The organism is Alteromonas sp. RKMC-009, assembly GCF_003584565.2.
Classification (GTDB): domain Bacteria; phylum Pseudomonadota; class Gammaproteobacteria; order Enterobacterales; family Alteromonadaceae; genus Alteromonas.
The window spans coordinates 1093474-1107441 of sequence record NZ_CP031010.1 but is presented as its reverse complement, the minus strand read 5'-3'; the positions used below and the strand labels follow the sequence as shown (position 1 = coordinate 1107441).

The 13968-nt window shown below is 44.7% G+C and carries 13 protein-coding genes; 6 read left to right on the top strand and 7 right to left on the bottom strand.

Going from position 1 to position 13968, the window contains the following annotated elements:
* Nucleotides 1–4: 4 nt before the first annotated feature.
* From DS731_RS04865 to DS731_RS04840, 6 genes are read right to left on the bottom strand one after another with little or no spacing between them, the layout of a single operon-like run.
* Nucleotides 5–487: an aromatic-ring-hydroxylating dioxygenase subunit beta gene (locus DS731_RS04865; RefSeq protein ID WP_119500270.1), complete on the bottom strand. Its 483-nt coding sequence runs from the start codon at nucleotides 485–487 to the stop codon at nucleotides 5–7.
* Between the two features lie 10 nt (nucleotides 488–497).
* The gene (locus DS731_RS04860; protein ID WP_119500269.1) at nucleotides 498–1793 is read right to left on the bottom strand and encodes an aromatic ring-hydroxylating oxygenase subunit alpha; all 1296 of its coding nucleotides are present in this window, start codon (nucleotides 1791–1793) and stop codon (nucleotides 498–500) included.
* A gap of 7 nt (nucleotides 1794–1800) precedes the next feature.
* A complete protein-coding gene (locus DS731_RS04855) occupies nucleotides 1801–2319 on the bottom strand; it encodes a nuclear transport factor 2 family protein (RefSeq protein WP_202980704.1) in 519 nt (172 codons plus the stop codon).
* The gene (locus DS731_RS04850) at nucleotides 2316–2672 is read right to left on the bottom strand and encodes an IacB protein (RefSeq protein ID WP_119500268.1); all 357 of its coding nucleotides are present in this window, start codon (nucleotides 2670–2672) and stop codon (nucleotides 2316–2318) included. The genes DS731_RS04855 and DS731_RS04850 overlap by 4 nt, the downstream gene beginning before the upstream one ends.
* Nucleotides 2673–2688: 16 nt before the next feature.
* Entirely contained in the window at nucleotides 2689–3831 is a 1143-nt protein-coding gene (locus DS731_RS04845) for an acyl-CoA dehydrogenase family protein (protein WP_119500267.1), read from the bottom strand.
* Between the two features lie 3 nt (nucleotides 3832–3834).
* Nucleotides 3835–4965 (bottom strand): amidase, encoded by a 1131-nt coding sequence (locus tag DS731_RS04840; RefSeq protein WP_119500266.1) that lies wholly within the window; start codon nucleotides 4963–4965, stop codon nucleotides 3835–3837.
* Between the two features lie 251 nt (nucleotides 4966–5216).
* Between DS731_RS04840 and DS731_RS04835 the strand changes: the two genes are divergently transcribed.
* On the top strand, nucleotides 5217–5675 hold the full coding sequence (locus tag DS731_RS04835; protein WP_119500265.1) for a MarR family winged helix-turn-helix transcriptional regulator: 459 nt from the start codon (nucleotides 5217–5219) through the stop codon (nucleotides 5673–5675).
* A 38-nt stretch (nucleotides 5676–5713) separates the two neighbouring features.
* On the opposite strand, the gene DS731_RS04830 is transcribed toward DS731_RS04835, so the two are convergent.
* The gene (locus tag DS731_RS04830; protein WP_119500264.1) at nucleotides 5714–7831 is read right to left on the bottom strand and encodes a TonB-dependent receptor; all 2118 of its coding nucleotides are present in this window, start codon (nucleotides 7829–7831) and stop codon (nucleotides 5714–5716) included.
* 197 nt (nucleotides 7832–8028) lie between these two features.
* On the opposite strand from DS731_RS04830, the gene DS731_RS04825 reads away from it, so the two are divergent.
* The 5 genes from DS731_RS04825 (at nucleotide 8029) to DS731_RS04805 (ending at nucleotide 13961) form a co-directional block, all read left to right on the top strand.
* Nucleotides 8029–8442, top strand: a complete 414-nt coding sequence (locus DS731_RS04825; protein WP_332311126.1) for an NYN domain-containing protein — start codon at nucleotides 8029–8031, stop codon at nucleotides 8440–8442.
* 574 nt (nucleotides 8443–9016) lie between these two features.
* Nucleotides 9017–9667 carry a PAQR family membrane homeostasis protein TrhA gene (gene trhA / locus DS731_RS04820; protein ID WP_119500263.1) on the top strand — a complete coding sequence of 217 codons (651 nt, stop codon included), beginning with the start codon at nucleotides 9017–9019 and terminating at the stop codon, nucleotides 9665–9667.
* A 10-nt stretch (nucleotides 9668–9677) separates the two neighbouring features.
* Nucleotides 9678–10163, top strand: coding sequence for a dual specificity protein phosphatase family protein (locus DS731_RS04815; protein ID WP_119500262.1), 486 nt, complete (start codon nucleotides 9678–9680; stop codon nucleotides 10161–10163).
* A gap of 208 nt (nucleotides 10164–10371) precedes the next feature.
* Nucleotides 10372–12462, top strand: coding sequence for a right-handed parallel beta-helix repeat-containing protein (locus DS731_RS04810; RefSeq protein ID WP_119500261.1), 2091 nt, complete (start codon nucleotides 10372–10374; stop codon nucleotides 12460–12462).
* A gap of 47 nt (nucleotides 12463–12509) precedes the next feature.
* On the top strand, nucleotides 12510–13961 hold the full coding sequence (locus DS731_RS04805; RefSeq protein ID WP_119500260.1) for an oligosaccharide flippase family protein: 1452 nt from the start codon (nucleotides 12510–12512) through the stop codon (nucleotides 13959–13961).
* The last annotated feature ends 7 nt before the right edge of the window (nucleotides 13962–13968 follow it).

Here is a 13968-nt window from a genome sequence, read left to right as displayed (position 1 = left end):
CTTTCTAAAATAAAAAACTTACAGTTGTCAGATACTCATCAGATTTCATAACCCGGACAACCTTTCTCAGAATTTTGTAACCATCTGACGTAACTTTAAGCACAAACTCTACGTTCGCGGGAAATTGCCTGATACCATTCTTATTGTTCTCAAACAGACAATAAGCACAGCGAACGGTAAGTTCAGTCCCGGTATTTTCTAAAAGACGAAACCTGGATAAAGTTCTGACAGTCGGAAGTGAGTTAGATGTAGAAACAGCTTCCCCGCCCGTCAGCCTTCTGACTCGCTCAGAACGCATTTCACTGTTGTCGTAAGCAACATTTACAGAGTTTTCAAAATCTGTTGCTGAATGATCTACTGGCACGATATACAGGCCAGCTTCATCCCATAAAGAAAGCCATGCTTCGTACTCTTTATTGTCTAAATAATCTGCTTCACACTCTAAAAATTGTCTGGCTTTTTCATCAAGTAGTTCCAAATCTTGCATCAGGGGCTCCTCAACCTTTTTTAATGGTCATTAGTTTTTTATATTGTTGATAGGCAGCTCTCATTCCCGTTTCAGAACAAACTGCTCCCTGTACATTTCCATCTTCTGAAGTTCTCAGGTTGTTTTGACCCCGGTTGACCATGATCCAGCCGTCAACCCCTGATAACGAACCTTTCTGGACCCGCTCCCAGGCTTCACCATCATCCGGAGTACCGAAGCCCATTGGTCCCTGAAAATGCTCATGCAATCGAATACGCTTTTGATTAAAAGGAGTTGGTGCGCCGTCTCCACCAATGGCAATATGATGGATTTCTGTTTCCCGGGCTGAAATGGGTACAAGGTTTCGGAAAAAAGCCATGGAACAGGATATATTCGGAAATAAATTCAAGTTGAAGCCGGTTCCGCCCACCGCGCGAACTAATCTCCTGATTTCAGGTTCTTCAATACCTTCACTTCTGAGATCTTGGGCGAGCTCTTCAAACCTTTCTGGTATTGGCTCTTCAAGATTACTTTCCAGGTCGACTAACTCGGGAATCATGACCATCACACTATGTCCGTTCCCAAGGTCTTCGACAAATCCATCCCCGCCCAGGAAATCAAATACTTCTTGTGTTTGCTCGTCTATCGAAGAGATGAAGGATTTATGAACTATCGGAAAGTGGTATGCATCAGTTGTGTTTTCCAGTTGTATTTTCCAATTTCCCGGAAATCTGAACCTGTGGTCTCCGAGTACCTTCATTGGGTAGCCACCAGACTGTTTCATGAATAACTTTATCCACTTTTTTGCACCTGCAAGAAAGTCCTCAAGTGGTTCAAGATCAACGTCAAGTGTTGCAAATATCATCCCCATGAAAGTCTCATGCCGGAGACTTACCAGACCAAATTTTTCTTTCTCTAAAATTCCATCGTATTCTTCCGGGATAGGCAGAGCTCTGAGCTCGCCATCCAGAGCGTAACCCCAACCATGATAAGGACAGCTAAAGGATTTAGTTTTACCCTTTTTACCCTCACAAACTGTTGCGCCTCTGTGACGACACCGGTTCTCTAATACATGAATATTGTTTTTGCGGTCCCTGGCAACAATCACGGGCTGTTTGCCAATCATTGCGGTTTTATAAGATCCTTTGTCAGGAATCTCACTCTCATGTGCGACCCATACCCAAGTGTGGTTAAAGACTTTTTCCAACTCACGATTGAATATCGTTTCATCTGAATAAAGAGATTTATGTACCCGGTCTTCCTGAACGAGTTCATCTTTCCAATTTGATTCTGAAATTTTTTTATCTGTAAATATTATATCTGTCATGGCATACCTACCTTTGTGGTACAGGTTGACTTGTCTGGTCATCCCACTGACTGTTCATAAGCCTGTTAAAAATACTTCTCGTCTGGAAAAGTGTAATTTTCCATTGGTGGTCAATTTTCCTAAATTCTGCAGTAATTTGCGCACAGCTGAGCCTGGATTCCCCGCTACTCATTGAACAGGGTTGCAGTAATGTCCACTCGCCCCTGGCATCGAGGTCGCTTATATGAATAGTTTCGTTTCCCAAAAAGTGGAGATTCATAGAAAAGTGAGGTGGCGCTTTACAGTACTTTGAAAACATCGACCTGATGGCATCCTGTCCATTAATGCTTCCAAAAGAATTACTATAGCGAGAGCCAACTCCTTCCCAGACTGCATTATCAGCAAACAGGCTCAGTAGCTCATTCAGGACTTTTTCCGAATTAAGATCGTCACAGAGCTTCATATATCGCTTCATACACTCCGACACAGCTTTTTCTTCTTCCAGAAGCGTCAGCCTTGATATCAGCTCCTTTTCAACCTGCATCATTCTGGAACCACCAGTTTTCTGCCAATTCGGGCTTCAACTTTTGCGTATTTCCACAATTTGAATTTTCCGTCTCCCACTGGCGTAGTGCGGAAGAAATTGCAGGCTTCTACGACTGTTTGATAATCAGGGACATCTGCCATGATGTAACATGTCCAGGGCGCATCTGCTGAAGCGCCAACCTGGGATTGGTCATCATCCAGAATACCGAGAACATTTACGTCAGGAAGTGATGCTATGGAACTCATCATAGTGCTGAATGCACCCCAAACATCTTTCATCTCCTGTTCGGTACCATCCATAAAATTTTGGTTAATACCTATACAAAACAAAACTCTAAGTGAATCTGACTTCATAATTTGCTACTCCGTTTTAAAGGTAACCAGGAAAAGGATTGGAACCGAAGAACATTCGGCCAGCATTCTGATAGGTGAACTCACCCATGAATGCATGCTGAGTGATGACTTGAGAATCTCTGAAAATTCTCGACATCGTCTGATCCCGGTAGATACCGGCCATTCCCAGTATTCGATATACTGTCTGAATTGCGGATGCACACTCTCTCGCAACATTTGTAGTTGCCAAACGAACAGCGTTTGTCAGATTGTCATCTGACTCCCCGGTCTTCAGTATGTGTGTCCATAGTTCGTGTGTGGCGTTGTAAAAGAATGCACGTGCTGCAAGTACTTTTGCTTCTGCTTTTGCTATATCAATTTGTGCATACTCGCGATCGCCGATACTGGGTGCACCGGTGACAGTTTTGTTCCGGCTTCCAACTTTACGGATGATATTCAACGCTTCGCGCGCAAGCCCTAACTGATTTACTGACAAAACCTGAGCAGCGAGTGCGAGGGACGGATATGTAAAAAATGGAGATTTGATAGTCGGCATACCACCACGGACGAAGGTCCAGTCGTGAGCGACGTGCTGATTCTCGACAACCAGATCAAAACTCCCTGTACCGGCCATCCCATGCACATCCCAGGTTTTCTCTATTTTGACCTGTCCAGGCCGTAACACGGCCATTCTGGGCAGTTTTTCATCATTAGAAGGTTTGATTCCGACGCCCAGATAATCTGCACTCATACAGCCACTGGCAAATTTCCATCTGCCGTTAACTGTGTAGAGTCCATTTTCTTCACTTGACGGAGTTGCGGGGAAGATACCTCCGGCAAACACTATATCGGGACTATCCTTCCATATCTGTTGAGCTGTGTGCTCTGGCAGCGCCGCCAGATAAGCGGGGTTCATTCCAAAGCTGGCTACCCAGCCAGTTGAGCCATCTGACTTTGCAATTTCTTCAATCAGTAGTAAAAAGTCGATAGGTGAAACTTCGAGACCACCGAATTTTTTTGGAACAAATGCCCGATAGACACCTATTTTTTTCAAACCGTCTATGATGTCCTGAGAGATAAAGCGCTGCTCTTCAAACTCGTTCGCTCTGCTTCTTATTTCGGTCAGTATCTGGTCCAATTCGTCTTCGGAACCCCAAAGACTTCTATCGATTTCCCACATGTTTCAAAATTCTCCGAGTTTGACTAATTTTCTTTTGATTAAATAAGCAGCGCTGCATACAAGTTCGTCCGAACCGTGAGGTCCAATTATTTGTAGAGAGAAAGGTGCTCCTTCCAATGTTCCGGCAGGAATAGCTATAGAGGGATTGCCTGATAAATTGAAAGGCCGGACTAATGCGCTAAGACTCAATACATCTTTACCGTCTTTCACCTCGCTTAAAGTTAATGGGGAAGATGGCAATGTTGGGGTGATTAAAAGATCAGAAGATAAGAAAACTTTGTTCAATTCATTGTTTATATTGTTTTTAATACTCTCAATTTCATGTAGCTTCTTATTAGTCAGAGGTTTTACCTCTTCCAGCCGTTTCTGAACATCAGCACCAAGTTTTTTGTAGGGTAAGAGGTGTTTGAATTCAGTAAACATTTCGCTCCCCATGAGTATGCGGGCCGCTTCATTTGCATCTGACAGAGATTTTATTTCCACAGCTTTTGATTCATCAAATAACTGACTCAGAAGTTCTGTGAATTTAGAATTTATAAGTGGATGAAGTTGAATTACCGGAAAAGCAAATCTCAGTTGCTTAAGTTCAAAGTCAGGAATGCTCCAGTCGAACGTCGGGTCAATGATGGAAAGACCTTTAGTAAGGCATGTAACTTGTGATGAAAGCACGCCAACGCAGTCTAAAGAGCTGTTTTCCGGCAGAACACCTTTTCTGGACACTCTTCCGAAAGTCGGCTTGAACCCATAAACACCGCAACAGGCAGCGGGTAACCTGATCGATCCTCCTGTATCAGTGCCCAATGCAAAATCTGCAATCCCCGAAGCAACAGCAACCGCTGAACCACTAGAAGAACCTCCGGGCATCAAATTCGGATATCGAACATTTACTGGTGTTCCTGCCCACTGATTAATTCCGGTCATACCGAAAGCCAACTCATGCATCGTGACTCTGCCAACGAGGCTACATTGATTGCTCGCCACTATTCTCTCAACTACTTCTGAATTTTTCTTCGCAGCGTTCATATCCGACAATGCCTTGCTTCCACATGTCGTTACTAACCCTTTGATATCAAAATTATCTTTAATGACAACTTTGATATCTCCGGTGCCACTGATAAAACTATGAGTGAACAAAATAGCCGCCTTACTTGAAAAAGAAGTTGAATATTCAACAAATTAAATGTAACAAGATTTTTATTGTTTGTAGAACTATGCGCCTGTTGCGTGACTATATATTCCACACATTTACTTTACTTTTCAAGTAATTTTTCAAATTATATTTTGTTCATGCCCGTTAACTGTAATAGTTATGTGAAAATTTAAATAAAAATAGTAAAGGCAGGCGGCTTTTAGTAAATTTACAAACAAAATAAACAGGACAAACTATGTCAGATTCACACTTTAAGCCTTTTGATAAAGATTTCGAATTCCGTCAATTCCCGTTTTACTGGATTTCCAGAGTCGGGAACCGGTATGAACACCGTATGGAGTTTGCTTTAAAAAAGGTAGGTATGAACATCACATCATGGCGAGTGTGTATGATCTTGCGGGAAAACGGTGCGATTAGTATGAGCGACATAGCCACTCATGCTGTAGCCAGGTTACCGACTATTACTAAAGTTGTTTATAAACTCAAAGAAAAAGGGCTCGTGGAGGTCAAGCCGAGCCTTGACGATGCCAGAGTTTCTATAGTCAAAATCACCACTGAGGGTGATGAAACACTTCAATCCGTATTAAAGTCAACAACCAAAATATTCAATGAAGCCTTTGAGGGCTTCAACGAAGAAGATATAAAACAATTAAATACTTCTCTTGCGAAACTATTTACTAACATCGAAGGCTAGAAGCAAGAAGCTGTAATCCAGCTTCTTGCCATTTTGATTTAGAAAATGTAAGAAATGCTTGCGCCAAATGTTCTGGGAGCCATCAGACCATAATTGTAGGTACCGAATAAACTACTTTTATTTGCGCTGGTGATAACCACGTCATCCTCGATATTGCGAATATACGCCCTGACATTCCAATCATCTTTGTAATAAGTAAGAATGAGATCTGTTTTTGTGTAAGCATCTCTCGACTGGAAGCCGAAGTTCTCGATACCTAAGAAGGACTCAGACTCGTAATGAGTTTGCACTTTAGCTACAAGCGAAGCGTCGTCCAACAAAAACTCATGTTCGTAACTCAAGTTAAACTGAGAATCTGGCGTCATAGCTGTCTCATTACCAGCATAATCAGTCGCACATACTCCATCTGAGCTATAAGCGAGACATAAATCTTCATATTCTCCGTCCAGAAGCACCACGGAACCATCAACCCGGTCATAACTAGTCACTTGCCATACAAACTCTACTTCTAAACCGTTGATTTTAGATTCCCCGGCATTTTCAATAGCTGATAGACCACTGGCGCCAGTAACTTTAACTTGTTGATCTTTATATTTGTATGTAAAGGCAGATGAATTTATCCGAAGTGAATTATCAAAAAACTGCGATTTCAATCCGACTTCAATAGCATCCAACGTTTCCGGAGAATACGCATCACTTCCAACATCCGTAGAATTATTGAAGCCTCCGGCCTTATATCCACTTGTCGACTTTACATAAAGTAAGGTGTCTTCATTCATTTTCCAGTTAAGGCCAAGGTGGTGCGTAGTTTTAGCACTATCTGCATTGTTATCATAAACACTCGCAGTACCGAATACATCTTGCTGCCCTTTCCGCGATACTTCATCCTTTGAACGGCGCAGGCCCGCTTCGAGCTCCAGCGTTTCTGTTAACTTGTAACCTGTATGAATGAACGCTGCTTTGGACGTTGTTTCAACATCAAAATCAAAAGTCATCATTCCATCTGGCGAATTCGCTACAGCCCAACTTTCGAACACTGAATACAGTGAATTTGTCTCGTTAAAGTAGTTGCCACCAAACTGCCAGCTAAACGCATTATCTGTATTTGAAGAGAATCTTAATTCGTGTGAAACATCCTGAACATCTTCATTTACGTTCATATACCGGTCAGCACGGGCAGTCCCGTCTAAATCTCGTCTTTGACTGTAGTCAGAATTTCGCAATCCACTAAGTAGTGTGATATCCATGAAGTCAAGAGAATAATCAACCTGAACCTGGTAGGTTTCGTAGAAGTGATCTAATTTCTGACTCGGCAAGCTATGTTCTATACCTTCTTTCTCAAAAGAAGGTACTTCATCATTATTCCATTCGTCAATTGCAACCCCTTGTACGGTCGCTCCAACCCCACCAAGATCGGTCCACTGACCGCTGAGTAAAATACTAAGATCATCGCTTGGAGCATAACTTAAGTGCACGCGTCCGCTTTTCATGTCAGCATCATCGCCAGGAGTCGCAGGAGCTTCATTTTCTCTGTATCCGTCATGAGATTTACTAAAAAAAGCAGCACGCATATTGACTTCATCGGTCACTGGTACGTTTAACATACCTTCAGCAGTTATGAGATTATAGTTGCCTATTCCAACGGAAACGCTGCCTTCTTGTTCTGATGTAGGCTTATTTGTAATAAAATTAATTACTCCGCCCGTCGCATTTTTACCGTAAAGAGTGCCTTGAGGGCCTCGTAAAACCTCTACTCGCTGCATGTCATATAGAGCATTTGAAAAAGAATTTGCTCTTTCGATATAAAAGCTATCCTGTGCTATTGCAACTGCAGGGTTACCAGTTTCGTTGGTGTCCTGACTGTTCACACCCCGAATACTGACTATGACATTCGCAGAATTTTGCGTAATTGATACTCCGGGAGCAAGGGTCGCAATGTCAGTAACTTCGCTAACGCCGTTCTCTTTTAAAGTTTCACCTGTAAAGGCACTCATTGCTATTGCTGTATCTTGAAGGCCTGTTGTTCGTTTTGTCGCTGTGACTTCTATTTTCTCGATTCCCTGATCACCATCTTCAGCATAAGCTGAACTCGCAAAACTGACAGAAAAAATACTAATTACCGCACACGCCAATCTGGAATGCTTAAATTCACTCATCTTGTTGTTCCTCGCTGGATCCTGTTGTTTTTTCTACTGAGGGACTTTTGCCCCTTCTTTTCACAGGTATCAAAACTGCTTCGCTCAAATGCCTTGTTTTTGATCAACTTAGCCAGAGTACAAAAACCTGATAATTTGATTGAATTTTCAACCTTCGAACTATCCTTATACAACTTACTTTACTTTTCAAGTAAAAAATCAACAAACTCCATTTATCTAATAGTTACGTTCCGTCAATTCAACAATTTGCCTATACCACTGGGAAGACTGCTACCGACGCATCAATGATTATTGATGCTATGGATCTACTCTATTCTGACCGGATAGACGCTTTTGAACTGGTCAGTAGTGACAGCGATTTTACTAAACTCGCATCCAGATTGAGGGAATCAGAGAAATTCGTATTTGGTGTGGGAGAGAAGAAAACGCCAGTTTCGTTTCGGAATGCTTGCGATGATTTCGTCTTTACTGAAAAGCTGGATACAGGTCAGGATGCCAAACCCGAAAAAGTAGTAGCAGGCCCCTCGCCTGTCAGCTCTTCTAACGGTGCTGAAGAGCTTATTCCGGCATTTCTTAAAGCATGGGAACTCTGTCAAAATGAAGACGGCTAGGTTAACGCTGGTCCTGCTGGTAGTTTCCTGAAACGGGCAAAACCAGACTTCGATCCTCGTACTTATGGTGGTAAGAAAAAGTAATGTTCAGAATCAACTCTCAATGCTTCAAAGTTAAATGGTTGTTTGCAGTATGGTCGAAGTCAGCCTATTGAATTCGGAATTCAAACAACTCTTTTCAAATCAATATAAGTCATTAATCTACGTATATAATATCGACGAAAAAGAATCGTCCAAAAGGTAAGTGTAGCCCATACTCCAAAATTAAATATGGTATTTACTTAACTAGCCGGGAACGGTTCGGTGTCCATTGCATTATTTCCTACTGATCATGCTTTATTTGTGCGTTTAGACAGGGCTGGACTAAAACAGAAGAAACATTCCCCTTGGATAAAAAACCATAAGATACAATAATTTAAATCAAGTCCATAACTTTGAACATAAGTTCAATGGACCTAAAACTCACACGTAATCCCCGGAGAGCGTCATACTTCTGCAGCATTTTGAGTGTACAAGTGTACGCTGAAACTATACACTGGTTTTTATTGACTGGTAAGATCTGTGGGAGCATCACATGACACAATCAGAAAAGCGGCCTGTTGCGGCAAAAGCCTACTCTGTGCTGGAAGAATGGTTAAACAGCATCAGCCATGGTGCGGGGTTTGTTGCGGCCATTGTAGGGCTGGTGTTTTTACTGCTTCGTGCTGAGCAACCGGTAGCCATCGCCGCAGCCGCCGTTTATGGCGCCACGCTGATCCTGATGTTTCTCAGTTCTACCCTTTATCACAGTATCTCCCACACCAAAGTAAAGGGGATGCTGAAGCTTTTTGATCACAGCGCAATATATTTGCTCATTGCCGGGACTTATACTCCCCTGCTTCTGGTCGGTATCGGCGGATGGCTGGGTATTACAATGACCGCAATTGTGTGGATGTTAGCTACAGGCGGTGTTGCCTTTAAACTCATTGCCCGGCACCGTTTCCCGAAAGTATCTGTGGCAACTTATTTGCTGATGGGCTGGATAGCCCTAGGCCTGATTTATCCGCTTTATATGGCGCTGCCGGGAGCCGGACTGTGGCTGATTGTTGCCGGAGGACTATGCTTCAGTATCGGAGTGTTATTTTACGTTGCCAAGTCAAAGCGTTACACTCACGCTATCTGGCATCTGTTTGTGCTGGGTGGCTGTAGTTGCCATTTCTTTTCAATTTATTATTTTGTGGTGTAAAAGCTCAAGCATGAACACAACCGACAAACCGGCTTCTCACCGTCTGATCACCGGAACGGCATCCATCACACTGGGTGCGGTGCCGGATGCGCAAAGCATTCAGACACTTAAACAACAGGGTATCACCCACGTTATCACGCTGCAGACCTCATCAGAGCATGCTGAACAGGTGGAACGGCTGGTTAAAGATGCGGGTATGCACTGGCGCTGGTTTCCGTTCACCGAAACCCTCGACAGTACAGAGACCGGACTTGAATTACTGAGGCAGTATATTCAGGAACTGGGTAAGCTTACCACTGAGGGCAAACAGCTTTATTTTCACTGCAACGATGCCAGAAACCGTTGTATGTTGTTGATTTTTGCCCTGCTCCACCATCGCCGCATCCCGTCATCCAGTGCTTACCCTATGTTGCACGACTTATCATCAGGCTCAGCAAACCGTTTAAGCCGTGCAGAATTACAGTGGGCTGCCAGCCTTGGGTTATCGGTGCATTAATAAGATAACCTGTTGCCTGCGAAGTGTATTCAAAACAAGACACTCCGCAGGTTTCCTCTTACCTCTTTGCGGTTCTGACCAGTCCTGAACCGGTTAAAACCGCAAAGCCGCAAGGCTTCACCGTTAAATCCCCATTGTGGCCTTTGTTTTGCTTCTGACAGTAATGAGTAATTAGTTTCTTCTCATTTTCCCGTCACGGAGTATCTTAATGCGACTATCGCCGCAATCAGTCTATGCCTCTCTTTCTCTTCCGCGAAATCTTCGCACGTCACGCCCTTCGCACTTCGTTAAAGTACTTGCGTTAGGATTGTCCTGCCTGACTGTACACTTCGCACAAGCCGCGAGCGTAGCACCGGCTCAACCGGGCAGCGTGGCGCTGGAGAAAATCGCTGCGCAGGGCGTGTCAGATTTACAAAGTGCAGAGGCATTAGTGGAAGATTTAGCGGCTTCGAAGCGCTACGGACGGATGCTGAATCTGCTCAAGCAGGACTACAACGAAGAGTCCGGTGAGATCTTAATGATGATGAGTCGCGGCGAGTCACTGGAAAAAGCGACCCTGCAGTTAGCCAAAAGAGCAGGTTCTGAAACCGCGATGGGCCATGTGGTCAAATCGGCATTTATCCTGTTTCCCCTTAATCAGGCTGACTTATACCATTATCTGCAACAACACCTGGGGATACGGGATACACTGCTGAACAAGTGGGCAGAAAATGCGGGGGTCCTCACTGAACCGACTATGCCGGCACCGGATGATAAAGGTCTGTTTATCCAGCCACTCATTGAGTCAGCCAGTATATCGGTATTTGATGTCACCGCTGACACCCGCGCAGAATTACTTTATCGCCGCTCAGGTGCTGAACAATGGCAGCAGGCAAGGGATTTAAGTTTCGAGCCGGTCAACGGGATCCTGACCGGGCCGGTTGTGTATCTTGAGGCCGGTACAGCGTACGATGTGAAGGTAGTTCTGCATGCTCCTCAGCAGCCTGTCAGGGAAATTGAAAGCCGGTTTACCACCCGCGCGGATAAACCTGTGATTGACCCGGATAAGGTATATAAACTCTCCGACATTTATAAAGGCGGCATGCTGGATCTTGAAGCGCTGGGCATTGAAGGCAGCAAAGACGGGTACGCCAAAATTGTTGGGGACGCCGGCACAGTTATTACCCCTGACGATTCAGATAAATACGCCATCTTTACCGGCGACAACAGCTATATCTACTTTGAGAACATCACTATAGAAGGCGCGAGAGTGCACGCTATTTATGGTGAAAAAGGCCATGATATCTGGATAAACCAGTGTGATATTTCCGGCTGGGGCCGGGCGCCGAACGTCATGAAAAAAGGCATTGCCTATGAAATGGAAGATGCCGGCCCGATTAACTATGACTCAGCCATTTACTTTCGTCAGTCCGGCGTGATCACGGTGGAAAACTGTCACGTGCACGATCCCCGCGCCATTGCCAATGACTGGTCTCATGGTCACCCGAAAGGACCCAACGCGTTTCTTGCACACGCAAACCATCCTGACCCGCAATTTAAAGGCCAGGTGATTGTTCGTAACAATCACTTCACCGGTACGGCAGACCACCGTTTAAATGATGTGATTGAAGGGCGCAAGAATGCAGAGCCTCTTGGCGGTTTTGTCCGTGACTCGGCGATTTATAACAATGTACTGGCATATTCCAACGATGATGCCATTGAAGTGGACGGCGGCCAGCAGAATGTACTGGTTTACAACAACGACATTTCACACACTTACTCGGGGATAAGTATTACGCCGGTCCGCGTTGGCCCGGGCTTTGTGTTCAATAATTATATCCATGATTTGGGCGACTTACGGGGAAAACAGTGGGCATCAATCAAGATGGGTGGCCTGCTCACCAGCCCGCTGGGACAAAGCATTATTTTGCATAATCTGATCACCACAAAGCGTAACGGATTAACCGCTTCGCGGTTTAAGGACGACAACACTTTCTGGACGCAGGTACAGAATAATGTGGTAATAAATCAAAAAGACGCGAACCGTTCAGGCTTTGCCGTTTTCGATCCGCAGGGCTATCCGGGATCAGAATATATCAACAATTACTTCTATAACCTTTCTGCGGGCAAGCCGAAAATTCAGGCGAATATTACCGTGCCCTATGAATTTGATGAGGCTAAACTGAATCAGCAAATCGCAGAAGCTTTATTTATAAAAGGCAAAACCGTATTGCTCCCAAATTCTGACAAATACCGTATAAACAACTTCACCAGACTCAATGAAGACGGCACACAAGCAATCTACGGAATTATTGAGTAACAATTAAATAAGCAACATCAAGTGCAGTAACAAGGACGTCAGTCTCTATGTCGTTGAAAGCCAAGTCCCTTAAGGGCGCGTTTTTTAATTTATCCGCGAATGGCGCAGGCCAGCTGGTAAATTTTGTCGTCTACGCCATCATGGCGCGTATTCTGGGCGTTGAAGAGTTCGGTCTGGTGGCTATTTGTCTGATGGTCACCGATTTCTGTAACCTGTTCGTCACCGTGGGCGTATCGCAAAACCTCATTCAGCGAAAAGAATGGGACAACAACTTCGCCAGTTTATCCTTCTGGTTTTTGATGGGTGTGTCACTGGTCATCGCAATTTTGATGTTCGCCGTAGCAGTGCCCGTTGCCTGGTACACCTATTCAGAACTCGCCGCTCAACTTATTGCGGCGCTGGCAATTATTCCGCTGGCCAACGGTTTGCGCCTGGTCCATAAAGCAAAAATGGAAAGGGACTTTGCCAACAAACGGCTGGCAGCCTACGACACAGCGGGCGTGCTGGTTGGTGGTGTAGTGTCTGTCGCTACGGCATTAACCGGTTTCGGCGCATGGGCGATTATTTTCGGCAAAGTTGTTCAGGCATTTGTTTCCACGGCCCTGACCTGGCACGGTTCGGATTTCCGTCCCGGTAAGGTAGAAGATAAGTCCCATCTGCCTGAAATCATCCACTTTGCGAAACCGCTGATCGCCATGTCTTTCATGAATTTCTTCTCCCAGCGTACATCAAACATCGTTATTGCTGCCTTTCTCGGGGCCGCTACCTTCGCCTACACCTCTGTGGCAAGACAAGGGTTTTCAGTATTAAATAACCTCACTTTCCAGCCACTGAACAGAATTGCCCTGGCCGGCCTGGCAAGGGTTGAAGACGACAAACTACCGGCGACCTTCGCCCGTGTGGTCAGTATGACCGCCATCTTTGTTACACCGGTGTACTTCGGCGTCGGTGCAATCGCTCATCCGTTTATTGATGTGGTGTTCGGTGATAAATGGACTGACAGCGCATACTTATTGTCTATTCTGGCGCTGCAAACGCCCTGTAACGTGATGGCGTACTACCTGCCTAACTTGCTGATTGCAAGAGGCTTACCGGCTCAGGCATTTAAACTTAACCTGATAAACCTGACGTTTAACTTCCTGTTTCCGTTAGCTGCTGTTCCCTGGGGTCTGTATGCAGTGATCACCGCGCTGGTTATTGCCAACTTTGTCACCCTGGTGCTGAAATTCATGCTGGTGAAAAAATCACTGAACATTACCCTCACTGACGCATTCAGAGAAACCTGGATGTTCACCCTTACCGGTACAGCTATGTTCTGCGTAGTGTTGTATGTCGAGCGCAATCACTTACTGGGACTGGATAATGTATTTCTTGAGCTCCCCGCTCTGGTTGGCCTTGGCGCACTGATTTATTGCGGCAGCCTGCTACTGTTTTTCCGCAAGAAGACTCTGGCCATTGCGAAAGAATTTAAATCAGGAAAGAAAAAGAAGAAGGTATAGCTGGTTT